This window comes from Aliiroseovarius subalbicans (genome assembly GCF_022678625.1).
Taxonomy (GTDB): Bacteria; Pseudomonadota; Alphaproteobacteria; order Rhodobacterales; family Rhodobacteraceae; genus Aliiroseovarius_A; species Aliiroseovarius_A subalbicans.
The window spans coordinates 627,510-642,460 of record NZ_JALBYQ010000001.1; the positions used below are offsets into that span (position 1 = coordinate 627,510).

A 14,951-nucleotide genomic window follows, 5' to 3' on the forward strand; every position below is an offset into this window, starting at 1 on the left:
GTGGCGATTGATCCCAGCGCAGAGGTCCACTCCAGCGCGGTGGTCGAAGCGGGGGCCCAGATCGGCCCCGGCTGCAAGATCGGCGCGTTCTGCCTGATCGGTCCCAAAGTGCGGCTGGGCACGGGGGTTGAATTGAAAAGCCATGTCGTCGTGACCGGCGACACGGTTATCGGCGACGAGACGGTGATCTTTTCCTTCGCCGTGATCGGGGAAATTCCGCAGGACAAGAAGTTCGGCGGCGAAGAGACACGGCTGGAAATCGGCCAGCGCAACCGCATTCGCGAACACGTGACGATGAACCCGGGCACCGCCGGGGGCGGTGGGCTGACGAGGATCGGCGACGATGGTTTGTTCATGGCGGGCTGCCACGTGGCGCACGATGCGATCATCGGAAACCACGTCATCCTGGTGAACAATGTGGCCGTTGCCGGTCACGTCATCATCGGCGATCAGGTGATCGTTGGCGGCCTGTCAGGCATCCACCAATTCGTGCGTATCGGTCGCGGTGCCATCATCGGCGCGCTGTCTATGGTGACGGCGGATGTTCTGCCCCATGCCCTGGTTCAGGGTCCTCGGGCGGAGCTGGACGGGCTGAACCTGGTCGGGCTGAAAAGGCGCGGCGTCGATCGCGCCGACATCACCGCGATGCGGGCCGCGTTCCTGATGCTGAAGCAGGGCGACGGATCGTTTCAAGAGCGGGCGCAACGGCTGAGCGAAGAAGCCGACAGCGACTATGTACGCGAAATGGTCACCTTCATCCTGGGCGACAGTGATCGCGGCTTTCTGACCCCAAGCTGATGGAGCCGCGCACCGCCATCCTTGCCGGACACGGCCTTTTACCGCAGGAGATTGCGCAGGCGGACGATACCAGCGTGTTTGTCACCTTTGACGGCGTCGACGTGGACGTGCCCACCGGGCGCATCCATATTTCGGCCTCGTTCGAAAAACTGGGGCGGTTGTTTCGAGACCTGCGCGCCAATGCGGTCAGCGAGGTGGTCTTTGCCGGGGCCATGACGCGCCCCAAGCTGAACCCGCTGAAATTCGACGTGACCACCGCCAAGCTGGCCCCCAAGGTGCTCAAGGCGATGAAGGGCGGCGACGACGGGCTGCTGCGCGTCGTGCTGAAATTGTTCGAGGACGAAGGCTTTCGCGTCGTGGCGGCCAGCGAAGCCGCGCCTGCGTTGATGGTGGATCCGCACCTGGTCGTGGGCCGGGTGCCCAGCGAACAGGAACGCGCGGACGCTTTGCGCGCGCTTGATATCCTCATCGCGATTTCGCCCCAGGATGTGGCGCAATCCGCCGTGGTGGCGGGCGGGCAATGCCTTGGGATTGAAACGATCCAGGGCACGGACGCGATGCTTCGCTTCGTGGCGGACACGCCTGAGGGCCTGAAACGCGGGGAAAAGGGCGTGTTCGTGAAAGCGGCCAAGATCGATCAGGATCTGCGTGTCGACATGCCCACGATCGGGCCAGACACGGTGCGCAACGTGGCGGGCGCAGGGCTGGCCGGGCTGTTCATCGCGGCCGGTGGCGTCATCGTGTTAGAGCAGGAAGAGGTGTTTCGCCTGGTGCGTGAAAACAACCTGTTCCTGATTGCCCGCTGATGCGGGTCTTCGTGATTGCAGGGGAGCCATCGGGCGACCGTTTGGGTGCGGCTTTGATGGCCGGGTTGAAAGAGCTGTCCGCGGGGGTGGAGTTTGCCGGGGTCGGTGGCACCGGCATGGCGGGCGAGGGGCTTGTAAGTCAGTTTCCCATGTCCGAGCTGTCGATCATGGGCATCGCCGAAGTTGCGCCAAAGTATTTCCATCTCAAACGCCGCATTCGCGAAGTGGCCGAGGCCGCGCTGGCCTGGAAACCTGACGTGATCGTCACCATCGACAGCCCCGATTTCTGCCTGCGTGTGGCCAAGTTGGTGAAAGCGGTGTCGGACGTGAAGATCGTGCATTACGTGGCACCGTCGGTTTGGGCATGGCGTCCGGGACGGGCTAAGAAGATGGCCAAGGTGATAGACCACGTGCTGGCGCTATTGCCGTTCGAGCCGCCCTATATGGAAGCCGCCGGGATGGGGTGCGATTTCGTCGGTCACCCGGTGGTGGCCGAACCGCTGGCGCAGGCAGACGAGGCGCAGGCATTTCGCGCCGCGCACGCGGTTGGGGAGGCCCCTCTGATCCTGGCCCTGCCGGGCTCGCGCAAGGGCGAGGTGTCGCGTCTGGCCGAAACCTTTGGCACGGCCCTGCGCCAGGTTGTAGCCCAGCGCCCCGAGGCGCGCGTGGTGGTGCCGGTGGCGCAGGGCGTCACCGAACTGGTGGGGCAGGTAACAGCCGATTGGCCGGGCGCGCCGATCCTGATCGCGGCGGATGACCTGGAAGCCAAACGCGCCGCGTTTGGCGCTGCGGATGTGGCACTTGCGGCCTCTGGCACCGTGTCGCTGGAGCTTGCGGCAAATGGGACGCCGATGGTGATCGCCTATGATTTGGCCTGGATCAGCCGCCAGATTATTGCCCGTGCGGTGAAGCTCGATACGGTGACCCTGGTCAATCTGGTGTCGGAAACGCGGGTCGTGCCGGAGTTCCTGTTGGACAAGTGCCGTGCCGAGCTGATCGCGCCGGCGCTTTTAGCCCAACTGGACGACCCCAGCGCACAGCGCGCGGCGATGGAATTGACGATGGTGCGGTTGGGGCGCGGCGGTGAAGCGCCGGGCCTGCGCGCAGCCCGCGCCGTCCTGAACGTGGTGTGACGTCCTGAGTCTCATGCGCCCCCGCGCGCAGCGCGCCACCGACAGCAAAATTTTTCCAGAAAAATTTTCACCTGCGGGGCGGTGGCCTCGCTTCGCTCGGATCAGGCCCCGCGCCAGATCCAGCCGCCGCCAAACACCCGCGTGCCGTCGGGGTCATAGAACACGCAGGCCTGTCCCGGGCTGACGCCCTCTTCGGGGGTCATTAGCTCCACCTCGGCCTCAGTCGCAGACAGTGGGCGCAGAATTGCTTCGCGCGGCGGGCGGGTCGAGCGGACCTTGACCGACAGGTGCCATTCCGACAGGCTGTCGAACGCCTCGTCCCCAAGCCAGTTGATTTCACGCACCGGGATGACCCGCGTGGCCAGCATGTCTTTCGGCCCGACGATGACCTGTTTTGCGTCCACGTCCAGCCGCACCACGTACAGCGGCTCGCTCAGCCCGCCGATGCCCAGGCCCCGCCTTTGGCCGATCGTGTAGTGGATCACGCCCTCATGGGTGCCTAATACGCGACCGTCGGCATGGACGATCTCACCCGGTTCAGCAGCCCCGGGCCGCAGCTTCTCGATCACGCCCGCGTAATTGCCATCGGGCACGAAGCAGATGTCCTGACTATCGGGCTTGTCCGCCACCGATAGCCCGTATTTGTGCGCGAGCGCCCGGGTCTCGTCCTTGGTTTTCAGATGCCCCAGTGGAAAGCGCAGGTAATCCAGCTGTTCTTGCGTGGTTGAGAACAGGAAATAGCTTTGATCGCGGGTCGGGTCGGCGGCCATGTGCAGTGCGGCGCCGTGATCACCCGGAAGGCGCTGGATATAATGCCCTGTGGCCATGCAATCGGCCCCAAGATCACGTGCGGTGCCCAGCAGGTCCTTGAACTTCACCCGTTCGTTGCAGCGGATGCAGGGCACCGGCGTGGCCCCTGACAGGTAGCTTTCGGCAAATTCTTCGATCACAGCGTCCTGAAAGATGTTCTCATAATCCAGCACGTAATGGGGAAACCCCATGTCCTCGGCCACGCGGCGCGCGTCGTGAATGTCGATCCCCGCACAGCAGGCGCCTTTCTTGGCCAATGCTGCGCCGTGGTCATAGAGCTGCAGCGTGACGCCGATCACATCATAGCCTTCTTCGGCCAGCATCGCCGCCACAACGGACGAATCGACTCCGCCCGACATCGCCACGACCACGCGGGTCTCGGCGGGTGGCTTGGCAAAGCCGAGTGAGTTCAGGGGAGGGGTCGCGCCGTCCATGGTGAAAGCCTTTTCAGAGGAGTTACGGAATATAGGAAAATTCGAACTAACAACAAGGGCTGGTTTCACCACTCCTTAAGTCTGTCACGCCAGATTGTCCCGGAGTTTCGAATTCGGGGATTGCCCATGTATCTAAAGAAAGTTGATGGACCGCGCGCCGTGACGCTGCCTGATGGGGCAATCATGACCCGCGCCGACCTGCCACCGGCGACGACACGTCGGTGGGTGGCCAGCCGCAAGGCGGCGGTGGTGAAGGGTGTCACATACGGCCTTCTGACGCTGGCAGACGCGTTAAAGACCTACGCCCTGTCTGAAGAGGAGTTTTGCGAGTGGAAAACGGCAGTTGAACAACACGGTGAGGCCGCTTTGAAGGCGACGGCGTTGCAAAATTATAGACAACCTTGACGAGTATTCGCTAAAAGTTCCGCAAGCGTAACGGGTCATTAACCATTTCAATATTATGTCTTTACCAACGGACCTGATGATTAAGCGGAGATTATCCAAATGCGCATCTTGCTGGTGGAAGACGACCCGACCACATCCCGCAGCATCGAACTGATGCTGACGCATGCGAACCTGAACGTCTATTCCACGGACTTGGGCGAGGAAGGCATCGATCTTGCCAAGCTCTATGATTACGACCTGATCTTGCTGGATCTGAACCTGCCCGACATGAACGGACATGAGGTGCTGCGTCAACTGCGGCTAGCCCGGATCGAAACGCCGATCCTGATCCTGACCGGGGCGGATGACACCGAAAACAAGATCAAGGGCTTTGGGTTTGGTGCCGACGATTACATGACCAAGCCGTTCCATCGTGAAGAGCTCGTGGCGCGCATCCATGCAATTATTCGCCGCTCCAAGGGGCATTCGCAATCGATCATCAAGACCGGCAAGATCTCGGTCAACCTGGATGCCAAGACGGTTGAAGTTGACGGTCGTACCGTCCATCTGACCGGTAAGGAATACCAGATGCTCGAACTTCTGTCCTTGCGCAAAGGGACGACCTTGACCAAGGAAATGTTCCTCAATCACCTCTATGGTGGCATGGACGAACCCGAGCTGAAAATCATCGACGTGTTCATCTGCAAGCTGCGCAAGAAGCTGTCGACGGCCACGAGCGGTGACAATTACATCGAAACGGTCTGGGGTCGTGGCTATGTGCTGCGCGATCCAGAACCGGCCGAGCTGGACGCCCAGATCGCCATGGGCGCCTGATCCTAACCTCGGGTGCGTGTCACCCGGTTTCCCAAGATCCCTCCGGACCCGGTCGCAGCTTCGGCGCGGCCGGGTTTCTTTTGTCCTCCCCCGTGCACGGGTCTGGACGGGGCAAGGGCGTGGGCCTATCACTTGAAAGGTGGCTTTCAGGGGGAAGACGTGAGCGAACAGGACCTGTCCCGGATCGAGATTGAGGCGCTGAGCGACGTACAGGCAGCGGCCGAGCTTGCGCGTCTGGCCCTTCTTTTGAGGCGGGCCAACACCGCCTATCACGGTCAGGACGCGCCCGAGATTTCGGATGCGGACTACGATGCGCAGAAACAGCGCAACGCCGCGATTGAAGCGCGGTTTCCGGCCTTGAAACGTTCGGACAGCCCGACCGATCAGGTCGGTGCTCAGCCTTCCGCGGGCTTTTCTAAGGTGACCCATGCGCAACGCTTGCTGTCACTTGGCAACGCGTTCGATGACGAAGATGTTGGGGAGTTTAACACTCGCATTCGCAGTTTTCTGGGCCTCGATGCGGATGCGCCTTTGGCCTTCACCGCCGAGCCTAAAATCGACGGGCTATCGCTGTCGCTGCGCTATGAACAGGGCCATCTGGTGCAGGCGGCCACGCGGGGCGATGGCGCGGTTGGCGAAAACGTCACCGCCAATGCCCGCACTATTGCCGACATTCCTCATACCCTGACCGGTGCGCCAGACCTCTTGGAAGTTCGCGGCGAGGTTTACATGTCGCATGAAGATTTCAGCGCACTGAACAAACGGCAGGAGGAAGCGGGGGATAAACGGTTTGCCAACCCGCGCAATGCCGCGGCCGGCAGCCTTCGCCAATTGGACGCCACGATCACCAAGAACCGCCCGCTGCGCTTTTTTGCCTACGCCTGGGGCGCCGTTTCTGCCCCCCTGGCGCAAACACAGATGGGCGCGATCGACCGACTTGCGACGCTTGGGTTCCAGACCAATCCGCTGACCCGTCGCTGCGACGACACCGCCACGCTGCTCGCGCATTACCGCGACATTGAAGCCCGGCGCGCAACGTTGGGCTATGACATCGACGGCGTGGTTTACAAGGTCGATGATCTTGCGCTGCAGGCCCGATTGGGTTTTCGCTCAACAACGCCGCGGTGGGCGATCGCGCATAAGTTCCCGGCCGAGCTCGCCTGGACACGGCTTGAGGCGATCGACATTCAGGTCGGGCGTACCGGCGCGCTGTCGCCAGTCGCGCGCTTGACCCCGGTGACCGTGGGCGGCGTGGTGGTGTCGAATGCGACGCTGCACAACGAAGACTACATCCAGGGCCGCGACAGCAAGGGCGAAGAGATTCGCGACGGCAAAGACATTCGCGTGGGCGACTGGGTGCAGGTCTATCGCGCGGGCGACGTGATCCCCAAGGTGAAGGACGTGGACCTGTCGAAACGACCCAAAACGGCGCAACCCTTCGACTTTCCCACCACCTGCCCGGAATGCGGCTCGGACGCGGTGCGCGAGGAAGGCGACGCGGTGCGCCGTTGCACAGGTGGCATAATCTGCCCGGCCCAGGCGGTGGAAAAGCTGAAGCATTTCGTCAGCCGCGGCGCCTTTGACATCGACGGGCTGGGCGCCAAGCAGGTCGAGCAGTTCTATCTGGACGGCTGGATCAAGGAACCTGCCGACATCTTTCACCTGAAAGCGCGCTTCGGCCGGGGGCTGCAACAGTTGAAAAACCGCGAGGGCTGGGGCGACAAATCGGCACACAAGCTGTTTGCCGCGATTGATGCACGTCGTGCGATTGCCCTGAACCGGGTGATTTTCGGCCTGGGCCTGCGCCATGTTGGCGATAGTTCTGCGAACCTTCTGGCGCGCAGCTATGGCAGTTGGGACGGTTTTGAGGCCGCGATGACCCAGGCCCAGGTGGGCGAGGGTGAGGCGTGGGAGGCACTGATCGCGATCGATGGGGTGGGTGAGGTCATGGCCGCCTCGCTGGTAACCGCGTTTCACCAGGAGGCCGAGCGGGCGTCGATCGACCGGCTGGTTGCCGAGCTTGAAATCGAACCGGTCGAGGCGCCGAGCAGTGAAAGCCCGGTGGCCGGCAAGACCGTCGTGTTCACCGGCACATTGGAAAAGCTGACCCGCGCCGAGGCCAAGGCGCGCGCCGAGGCGCTGGGAGCCAAGGTCTCGGGCTCGGTGTCTGGCAAGACCGACCTGTTGGTGGCCGGGCCGGGGGCTGGGTCGAAGGCAAAGAAGGCCGCCGAGTTGGGGGTCGAAACCATCGACGAAGACGGGTGGTTAACCCTGATAGGGGACGCATGAGCACGCGGCCAGAAATCCTGTTCCCTTTGTTCGCGGACCTAGAAACGCTGGGTGGTGTCGGGCCGAAAAGTGCCAAAGCCTTTGAAGCGCTTGGCATCACCGCGCCGCGTGATGTGTTGTTTTCGCTGCCATATTCCGGCGTAGACCGGCAGTTTCGCGCCAGCGCGCAGGAGGTGCAGCCCCCCGATACGGTTACAGTTGAGGTTGAGGTCGGGCGCCATATGCCCGGGCGCACGCGCACCGCGCCGTATCGGGTCGAGGTGACGGATGCGCTGATCACCTTCCAGCTGGTGTTCTTCCACGCCAACGAGGCCTGGCTGAAACGCCACCTGCCGACCGGGCAGCGGCGCGTCGTGTCGGGCAAGGTCGAAATGTTCGACAACGTGCTGCAGATTGCGCATCCCGACTATATCCTGACCCCGGCCGAGGCCGACCACATTCCCGAATACGAACCGGTCTATCACCTGACCGCGGGCATCACCGGCAAGCTGATGGTGAAGGCGGTGGGTGAGGTTTTGCGCCGCATCAACCCCTTGGCCGAATGGATCGACCCGGCGCTGAAAGAGCGCGAACACTGGCCCGACTGGCACGATGCAGTGCGCGCAGGCCATGCACCGCAAGGGCCCGATGACCTGGTTTATACCAACCCGGTCCGGCGCCGCCTGGCGTATGATGAGTTCTTTGCCCATCAGTTGACCCTGGCGCTTGCGCGCGCGCAGGTGCGCCGTGGCAAGGGTCGGGTCAGCCAGGGCAGCGGCGTTTTGCAGGACAAGGTTTTGGCCTCGCTGCCCTATGCGCCGACCGGGGCGCAAGCCCGCGCGATCGAGGAAATCGCGGCGGACATGGCCAGCGGCCTGCGCATGAACCGGCTGTTGCAGGGCGACGTCGGCGCGGGCAAGACACTGGTCGCCTTCATGGCGCTTCTGGTCGCGGTCGAAGCAGGCGGGCAGGGGGTAATGATGGCCCCCACCGAAATCCTGGCGCGTCAGCACCTGGACGGATTGCGCCCCCTGGCCGAGGCGGCGGGGGTGGTGGTCGAGCTTCTGACCGGGCGCGACAAGGGGGGCGAGCGGCGCGCCAAACTTGCGGCACTGGCGGCGGGCGATATCCACATTCTGGTTGGAACCCACGCGGTGTTCCAAAAAGACGTGGAGTATCATGACCTTCGCCTTGCGGTGGTGGATGAACAGCACCGCTTTGGCGTGGCGCAGCGGATGGAGCTGGGGGCGAAGGGCACTGCCTCGGACGTGCTGGTGATGACTGCAACGCCGATCCCACGTTCTCTGGCATTGGCGCAATATGGCGACATGGATGTGAGCGTGTTGGACGAAAAACCGCCAGGGCGAAAGCCGATCCAGACCGCGACCGTGCCAACCGCGCGGGTCGACGAGGTGGTGGCGCGTTTACGCCGCGCGATGGACGAGGGGCGTCAGGCCTATTGGGTCTGTCCTCTGGTCGAGGAAAGCGAAGTCGTCGACATGGTCGCGGCCGAAGAGCGGTTCAAACACCTGCGCGCGGCCCTGGGCGAAGGCGCTGTGGGCCTGGTTCACGGCCAGATGCCGCCGGGGGAGAAAGACGCCGCGATGGCGGCCTTTCAGCGCGGCGAGACCAAGGTTCTGGTCGCGACAACCGTGATCGAGGTCGGCGTCGACGTGCCCAATGCGTCGATCATGGTGATCGAACGGGCCGAGCACTTCGGCCTGGCCCAGCTGCACCAGCTGCGCGGTCGGGTTGGGCGTGGCACCGCGGCCTCGACCTGCCTATTGATGTATCAGCCACCGCTGACCGAAGGGGGCGAGCGGCGCCTTGGCATTCTGCGCGAGACCGAGGACGGGTTCCGCATCGCCGAGGAAGACTTGGAAATGCGCGGCGCCGGAGATCTGATCGGCGTGGCGCAATCCGGCGTGCCAAGGTTCCAGATCGGCGATCTGGAACATCAGGCCGGGCTGATGGCGGTGGCGCAGAAAGACGCGCGCCTTCTTTTGCAGGAAGACCCGCGACTGGAGACCCCGCGCGGGGCCGCCGCGCGGGTTCTTCTGTGGCTGATGCGCCGGGATGAAGCGATTCGTTTGATTTCAGTGGGTTAGCGCAGACGTTCTAAAAAGTTCACGAATGTTCTCATAAAGTTCTTTACTCTTTGTTCTCAATATGGGAACAAAGGGGCAACAAAGATGAACAACGACAGAGCGCAGGAGCAAAGACATGCTGAAGGAAATCCAAGCCATTCTGACCCGATCCTCTGCCACGATCTGGCAGGACATCGCTGGCGGAACCGCCTTGATGGTTGTCCTTTTCGCCGGTCTGCACCTGCCCGGTCTGATCTGAGTTCATTCACGTTTCTGCCTGCGGAAAGATCCGGAACATCGCATCCTGTCCCCTTTGATGCACCGACGGTCACTCACTGCTCGTCACTGTCCCACCCCGGGGTTTTGCCTCATTCCAACCCGGGGTCCGGAGCCTGAATACCGCACACTTCCGCCGCCTCCCGTCCCAGGAGTGCGGCGGTTTTTTTTGTTCGGGTCACGAAACGATAGGTCAGGTGAAGCCCGCCCCAGCGGTCCCCGCACGGGCCGCGTTGATTTTCGCGTTGACGGCGAGGTTATTCACGTAGGCTGGCGCTCAAAAGGAATTCGTCTTTGGAAGCCAACACATGGTGTAGAGCTTCCGCCATCTCTGTCACTTGCTGGGTCAGGTCTTGAACCCAGAAGGCGATACCCTGTGACCGTTGCCCCAGGCGCACAAGGCTGCCGGATCAGTTGAGCCAAGGTCGCCCTTTTCGCTTTGTAAAAAGGTTTGGTGTTTTCGAATGCTTAAGTGTCGATCTGGTCGAACGCTTCAAGCGTGGCGTCCAGCGCCAGAAGGATCGACGCGTGCCGGTTCTTGAAATCGCGTGCCGGGCGCAACACTTCGTAGCTTTCGAAAGGCGTGGGCGGTGTCGCGCCATCCTGTGTCAGCATGGCATGAAGCGCCTCGCGGGCCTGCGCCAGTTCCGCCCGATTGCGCCCGATCACATGACGCCCCAGGATTGAGGCTGACGCCTGGCCCAGCGCGCAGGCCTTCACGTTTTGGGCAAACTGGGCCACCCGGCCATCTTGAACAGACAGGTCCACCGTCACGGTCGAGCCACAGAGCGGCGCGCGTTTCTTCACGCGGGCCTGGGGCGCGTCAAGCGTGCCCAGAAGCGGGATGTCAGCCGCCAGCGCGAGGATCTGTTTCGAATACAGATTGATCAGGTCACTGTCGCTCATGGTTTTCCCTTCTGGCCCTTTCGCCGCGTCTGTCCTAGGTAAGGGTTTGCACCGAAGATGAAAAGGACGCGCCATGCAATTCGACGTGACCGCGCTGAAATACGACGACAAGGGACTGATCCCGGCCATCGCGCAGGACGCGGAAACGGGCGAGGTTCTGATGATGGCCTGGATGAATGCCGAAGCCGTCACGCGCACGCTTGAGACCGGCAAGGTGACCTATTGGTCACGCTCTCGTCAGGCGTTCTGGGTGAAGGGCGAAAGCTCGGGCCATGTGCAGGCGCTGGTGGAGTTCCGGTTCGATTGTGATCGCGACTGCCTGTTGGTCACGGTGAAACAGACCGGGCCTGCCTGCCACACCAACCGGCGGTCGTGTTTCTATACGGCGGTGCGTGACGGGGAAGAGGTCGAGCTGATGGCACCCGAAGGTTAGGCCGACCCCGGTTATTCAGACGTCAGAGCCCGACCATGTGGCGGATGTCGGCGGGGGACTCGCCGCTGTCTCGGTAGGTGCGAATGGCGCGGGCGTCGTCGCGTTTGGCCAATCGCTTGCCCGCCTCATCCCGGATCAGGCGGTGATGGTGGAAGGTCGGCACGGGCAGGTCCAAAAGGCGTTGTAAAAGCACATGGATTGGCGTGGCGGGCGCCAGATCCTTGCCTCGGATCACGTCGGTGATGTTCTGTGCTGCGTCATCAACAACGACCGACAAGTGATAGGAGGTACCGATGTCTTTGCGGGCCAGCACGATATCACCGATGCTGTCGATCATCTCAGGCGCGGTCAGGGTTTGTGTCGCGCCGGTATCGTGAAAACTGAGCGGGCCAGTGATTTCCATCGCCCGGGCCATGTTCAACCGGATCGCGTCGCCGGGGTGGCGGTCAGCCATCGTGCGGCCGCGACAGGTGCCGGGATAGATCAGACCGTCGGGCCCTTGCAGCGGCGCACCTTCCTGTGGCGCCGACAGCGTCGCCTTGATGTCACCCCGTGTACAGCCACAGGGATATGTCACGCCAAGGGCTGCGAGCCGATCCAGCGCGACTGCGTATGCGCCCATCCGGTCGCTCTGACGCATCACCGGGGTGGGCCAGTCCAGCCCCAGCCAGCGCAGGTCGTCATAGATCGCGGCCTCGTATTCGTCGCGGCAGCGGGGGCGGTCGATATCTTCGATCCTGAGCAGAAACTGCCCGCCCGCCGCCTGTGCCGCGTCCCAGGCCGTGAGCGCGGAAAACGCGTGCCCCAGGTGCAAAAGCCCCGTGGGCGAGGGGGCGAAGCGGGTGATCACCCCTGTGCGTCCAGCCAGCCGGTCCAATCAGCCTTGGCGCGGTCGGTATAGGCCTTGTAACGGTCCTTGCGCCCGCGTCGGCCGCCTTTGAGCCCGTCAACCGGGCGAAACAGGCCGAAATTCACGTTCATCGGTTGGAACGTCTTGGCCTCGGCGCCGCCGGTAATGTGGTGGATCAGAGCACCGGTGGCGGTGTCCTGCGGGGCCGCGGGCAGGGGGATGCCCAGGATCTCGGCAGCAGCGAAACGCCCCGCCAACAGACCCATTGCAGCACTTTCGACATAGCCCTCAACGCCGGTCACCTGCCCGGCAAAGCGGATGTTAGGTTTCGACGCCAGGCGCATCTGGTCGTCCAGAAGAGTGGGCGAATTCATGAAGGTGTTTCGGTGGATCCCGCCCAGCCGCGCAAAGCTGGCGTTTTCCAGGCCCGGAATGGTGCGAAACACCTCGGTCTGGGCGCCGTATTTCATCTTGGTTTGGAAACCGACGATGTTGAACAGCGTGCCCAGCGCATTGTCGCGGCGCAACTGCACCACCGCATAGGCCTTGTTCTCAGGATCATGCGAATTGGTCAGGCCAATGGGTTTCATCGGGCCAAACCGCAGGGTCTCGCGCCCGCGTTCCGCCATCACCTCGATCGGAAGGCAGCCGTCGAAATAACCGGCGGTTTCGCCGTCATGAAACTCGGTCTTGTCGGCGGCCAGCAGCGCGTCGATGAACGCCTCATACTGCGGCTTTGTCATCGGGCAGTTGAGGTAGGCTTTGCGTTCAGCCTCGGTGTCGCCCTTGTCATAGCGCGACTGTGCCCAGACCACGTCCATGTCAATGCTGTCGGCATGCACGATGGGGGCGATGGCGTCGAAAAACGCCAGCCGCTCGGCACCGGTTTCGGACTGGATCGCCTGGCCAAGCGCGGGGCTGGTCAGGGGGCCGGTGGCAAAGATCCAGTGGCCGTCCTCGGGCAGGGTGCTGACCTCGCCATACTCCACCCGCACATTGGGCAGTGCGGTCAGCGCGGCGGTCACGCCTTGCGAAAACGCATCACGGTCCACGGCCAGGGCGCCGCCAGCGGGCAGGCGGTGGCGGTCGGCCATCGCCATGATCAACCCGTTCGCGGCGCGCATTTCCCAATGCAACAGACCCACGGCGTTCTGTTCGTCATCGTCCGAGCGGAACGAGTTCGAACACACCATTTCGGCCAAATCGCCGGTCTGATGCGCGAAGGTTTCGACCTGTGGGCGCATTTCGTGGATCACCACGTTCACGCCCATCTGCGCGGCCTGCCAGGCCGCCTCGGATCCAGCCAGCCCACCGCCGACGATATGCAATTCTTGTGTCATCCGGCGGGATGTAGCCCGTCGAGCCATGAATGCAAAGGGATTTGCACCAAATCAAGGCAGGGCGCGCCGGTTCGCGCTATGATTGCGTTCATGGCGGGCTTTGCCCGCACATTTGAGTTCGTCCCATAGGAGGGTGGCATGTTGAAACATTTTCTTACATCTACACTTGCAACCGGATTGATTGTCACCGCGTCGATGGCGCAGGCTTTTGAGGTGACTGGTGGGGACTTGGCCTTTTCCTATGGCACGGAACAGGGCGACCCGAGCGGGCAGTATTCGGTTCTTGGTTCGGTCGACACCGCGATCACCGATCGATTTGGGCTCCAATTTGACGGGGCAGTCTGGACATATTCAGGTGCTGGTGTCCCGACCCTTTGGGGGGTCGGTCTGCACGCGACATACGCGATGTACCCGAATTGGGATATCGGATTGTTCGTGACCCATGAAGACTGGGCGGGGCCGACCCAGACGGGTTACGGGGCCGAAGTTGCCTATCATGAAGGGCCGTTGTCTGTTGATGCCGCTATCGGACAGATCGACGAAACTTCGAGTGCCCAGTTCGCCACACTATCCGGCGAATATGCCTTCGCCGAAACCGGTCGCGGCTATTCGGTGACCGCTGGGGCGTTTTACCTGGATCAGGTGGTCGGAACGATGACACGTCTGTCTATTGGCGCGCGGTATGGCTTTGACAATGGGGCCTATGGCGAAATCGCCTATATCCATGAAGACAACCCTTTCGGCACGGATGAGGTCCTTACGGTCAACTTCGGGATCGAATTCGGGGCAGGTACCACGTTCAATTCGCGCCTGTCACCTGTCTTGATCCCAGGGAACTGATCTGCTTGCGGGCTATGCGTTCTGATTGAACCTGCGCAAGGTGGTGTGGCCTAGGCGTAGTCCATCATGCGATTGAAAAGGCCCGCCATTTCATCCGGGCTGTCGTCAAATGCGGCGTGCCCGGTTGCGTTGCTGGCAGGGCTGGGCAAAGGACGGTTCTGCGGTTTGTTTACCAGACGCAAGCGCGTCTGGGGGCATTCCTCAGGTGTCGTGTTTATCGCGGCTGGCTGTGTATAGGTCAGCAACAGTGCGCCCATCAAGGCAAGGTCGCGCCAAAACTCGTGAAACTCGAGCGTTTTGTGTGGGCCGAAACTGGCCATATAGCCCGACCAGAACACGAACAAAGCCAGCAAAAGTGCGGCACCGCGAGTCTGGCGTCCGATCAGGATAAGCCAAGCAGTGGCGAACAGGAAAGTCGACAGCGCCAACTCGGACCAACTCCACGGGATCAGCCGCGCGGCCATCGCATGCGCTGCCTCATAGGGCACAACCCCGGTTGAGGCCCCAATGAACCACGAGGCAATCAGCAGGCGAATGGCCTGGTGCCCGGATTTCGAAATCATGACGCCGTTAGACTGCTCGGTCATTTTGTTGCCCCTTGTCTTCTGCTTCCTGTGAACAGGTCAGACTTGTTAAGCCAGCGATATTTCGCCGGAAATCCTGAGGGCAGAATACGGTCAAATGGGGCTGAAATTGGGTGGCTATGGGGTGATTGTGCGGGGAACCGGGGCAATCAACCGGCTGCGTGCGGA

General features: G+C 62.2%; 15 protein-coding genes. 10 read left to right on the forward strand and 5 right to left on the reverse strand.

Annotated features, from left to right (window positions below; genetic code table 11):
- From lpxA to lpxB, 3 genes are read left to right on the forward strand one after another with little or no spacing between them, the layout of a single operon-like run.
- Positions 1-798, forward strand: coding sequence for an acyl-ACP--UDP-N-acetylglucosamine O-acyltransferase (gene lpxA / locus MN188_RS03105; protein ID WP_242106036.1), 798 nt, complete (start codon positions 1-3; stop codon positions 796-798).
- Entirely contained in the window at positions 798-1,604 is an 807-nt protein-coding gene (locus MN188_RS03110; RefSeq protein ID WP_242106038.1) for an LpxI family protein, read from the forward strand. Before lpxA ends, MN188_RS03110 begins: the two co-directional genes overlap by 1 nt.
- Positions 1,604-2,737: a lipid-A-disaccharide synthase gene (gene lpxB / locus MN188_RS03115; RefSeq protein ID WP_242106040.1), complete on the forward strand. Its 1,134-nt coding sequence runs from the start codon at positions 1,604-1,606 to the stop codon at positions 2,735-2,737. The genes MN188_RS03110 and lpxB overlap by 1 nt, the downstream gene beginning before the upstream one ends.
- A gap of 101 nt (positions 2,738-2,838) precedes the next feature.
- Here lpxB and mnmA read toward each other — a convergent pair whose 3' ends face one another.
- Positions 2,839-3,981 carry a tRNA 2-thiouridine(34) synthase MnmA gene (mnmA, locus tag MN188_RS03120; protein ID WP_242106042.1) on the reverse strand — a complete coding sequence of 381 codons (1,143 nt, stop codon included), beginning with the start codon at positions 3,979-3,981 and terminating at the stop codon, positions 2,839-2,841.
- Positions 3,982-4,107: 126 nt separating this feature from the next.
- Here mnmA and sciP point away from each other — a divergent pair, with 126 nt between their 5' ends.
- The 5 genes from sciP to MN188_RS17570 all read left to right on the forward strand — a co-directional run bounded on the left by sciP (position 4,108) and on the right by MN188_RS17570 (position 9,813).
- Complete coding sequence (sciP, locus tag MN188_RS03125; RefSeq protein WP_242106044.1) at positions 4,108-4,386, forward strand: CtrA inhibitor SciP; 279 nt, start codon at positions 4,108-4,110, stop codon at positions 4,384-4,386.
- A gap of 99 nt (positions 4,387-4,485) precedes the next feature.
- Positions 4,486-5,199, forward strand: coding sequence for a response regulator transcription factor CtrA (gene ctrA / locus MN188_RS03130; protein ID WP_242106046.1), 714 nt, complete (start codon positions 4,486-4,488; stop codon positions 5,197-5,199).
- 159 nt (positions 5,200-5,358) lie between these two features.
- Positions 5,359-7,488: an NAD-dependent DNA ligase LigA gene (gene ligA, locus MN188_RS03135; RefSeq protein WP_242106049.1), complete on the forward strand. Its 2,130-nt coding sequence runs from the start codon at positions 5,359-5,361 to the stop codon at positions 7,486-7,488.
- Entirely contained in the window at positions 7,485-9,575 is a 2,091-nt protein-coding gene (gene recG / locus MN188_RS03140) for an ATP-dependent DNA helicase RecG (protein WP_242106050.1), read from the forward strand. Before ligA ends, recG begins: the two co-directional genes overlap by 4 nt.
- Positions 9,576-9,690: 115 nt before the next feature.
- The gene (locus MN188_RS17570; RefSeq protein ID WP_275116076.1) at positions 9,691-9,813 is read left to right on the forward strand and encodes a hypothetical protein; all 123 of its coding nucleotides are present in this window, start codon (positions 9,691-9,693) and stop codon (positions 9,811-9,813) included.
- Positions 9,814-10,298: 485 nt separating this feature from the next.
- Here the strand turns inward: MN188_RS17570 and MN188_RS03145 are convergent, their stop codons facing one another.
- Entirely contained in the window at positions 10,299-10,736 is a 438-nt protein-coding gene (locus tag MN188_RS03145) for an iron-sulfur cluster assembly scaffold protein (protein ID WP_242106052.1), read from the reverse strand.
- Between the two features lie 73 nt (positions 10,737-10,809).
- On the opposite strand from MN188_RS03145, the gene hisI reads away from it, so the two are divergent.
- A complete protein-coding gene (hisI, locus tag MN188_RS03150; protein ID WP_242106062.1) occupies positions 10,810-11,169 on the forward strand; it encodes a phosphoribosyl-AMP cyclohydrolase in 360 nt (119 codons plus the stop codon).
- A 22-nt stretch (positions 11,170-11,191) separates the two neighbouring features.
- Here hisI and gluQRS read toward each other — a convergent pair whose 3' ends face one another.
- Both gluQRS and trmFO read right to left on the reverse strand, forming a co-directional pair.
- Complete coding sequence (gene gluQRS, locus MN188_RS03155) at positions 11,192-12,019, reverse strand: tRNA glutamyl-Q(34) synthetase GluQRS (RefSeq protein WP_420838960.1); 828 nt, start codon at positions 12,017-12,019, stop codon at positions 11,192-11,194.
- A complete protein-coding gene (trmFO, locus tag MN188_RS03160) occupies positions 12,016-13,359 on the reverse strand; it encodes a methylenetetrahydrofolate--tRNA-(uracil(54)-C(5))-methyltransferase (FADH(2)-oxidizing) TrmFO (protein WP_242106064.1) in 1,344 nt (447 codons plus the stop codon). Before trmFO ends, gluQRS begins: the two co-directional genes overlap by 4 nt.
- Before the next feature lie 138 nt (positions 13,360-13,497).
- Between trmFO and MN188_RS03165 the strand changes: the two genes are divergently transcribed.
- Positions 13,498-14,199 carry a hypothetical protein gene (locus tag MN188_RS03165; protein WP_242106066.1) on the forward strand — a complete coding sequence of 234 codons (702 nt, stop codon included), beginning with the start codon at positions 13,498-13,500 and terminating at the stop codon, positions 14,197-14,199.
- A 50-nt stretch (positions 14,200-14,249) separates the two neighbouring features.
- Here the strand turns inward: MN188_RS03165 and MN188_RS03170 are convergent, their stop codons facing one another.
- Positions 14,250-14,786, reverse strand: a complete 537-nt coding sequence (locus tag MN188_RS03170; RefSeq protein WP_242106069.1) for a hypothetical protein — start codon at positions 14,784-14,786, stop codon at positions 14,250-14,252.
- Positions 14,787-14,951: the final 165 nt, after the last annotated feature.

What these genes read in the sequence shown, in the direction of transcription:
- MN188_RS03110 (WP_242106038.1), top strand. Translation starts at nt 798, where the DNA reads ATGGAGCCGCGCACCGCCATCCTTGCCGGACACGGCCTTTTACCGCAG.
- lpxB (WP_242106040.1), top strand. Translation starts at nt 1,604, where the DNA reads ATGCGGGTCTTCGTGATTGCAGGGGAGCCATCGGGCGACCGTTTGGGT.
- mnmA (WP_242106042.1), bottom strand. Translation starts at nt 3,981, where the DNA reads ATGGACGGCGCGACCCCTCCCCTGAACTCACTCGGCTTTGCCAAGCCA.
- sciP (WP_242106044.1), top strand. Translation starts at nt 4,108, where the DNA reads ATGTATCTAAAGAAAGTTGATGGACCGCGCGCCGTGACGCTGCCTGAT.
- ctrA (WP_242106046.1), top strand. Translation starts at nt 4,486, where the DNA reads ATGCGCATCTTGCTGGTGGAAGACGACCCGACCACATCCCGCAGCATC.
- recG (WP_242106050.1), top strand. Translation starts at nt 7,485, where the DNA reads ATGAGCACGCGGCCAGAAATCCTGTTCCCTTTGTTCGCGGACCTAGAA.
- MN188_RS17570 (WP_275116076.1), top strand. Translation starts at nt 9,691, where the DNA reads ATGCTGAAGGAAATCCAAGCCATTCTGACCCGATCCTCTGCCACGATC.
- MN188_RS03145 (WP_242106052.1), bottom strand. Translation starts at nt 10,736, where the DNA reads ATGAGCGACAGTGACCTGATCAATCTGTATTCGAAACAGATCCTCGCG.
- hisI (WP_242106062.1), top strand. Translation starts at nt 10,810, where the DNA reads ATGCAATTCGACGTGACCGCGCTGAAATACGACGACAAGGGACTGATC.
- trmFO (WP_242106064.1), bottom strand. Translation starts at nt 13,359, where the DNA reads ATGACACAAGAATTGCATATCGTCGGCGGTGGGCTGGCTGGATCCGAG.
- MN188_RS03165 (WP_242106066.1), top strand. Translation starts at nt 13,498, where the DNA reads ATGTTGAAACATTTTCTTACATCTACACTTGCAACCGGATTGATTGTC.
- MN188_RS03170 (WP_242106069.1), bottom strand. Translation starts at nt 14,786, where the DNA reads ATGACCGAGCAGTCTAACGGCGTCATGATTTCGAAATCCGGGCACCAG.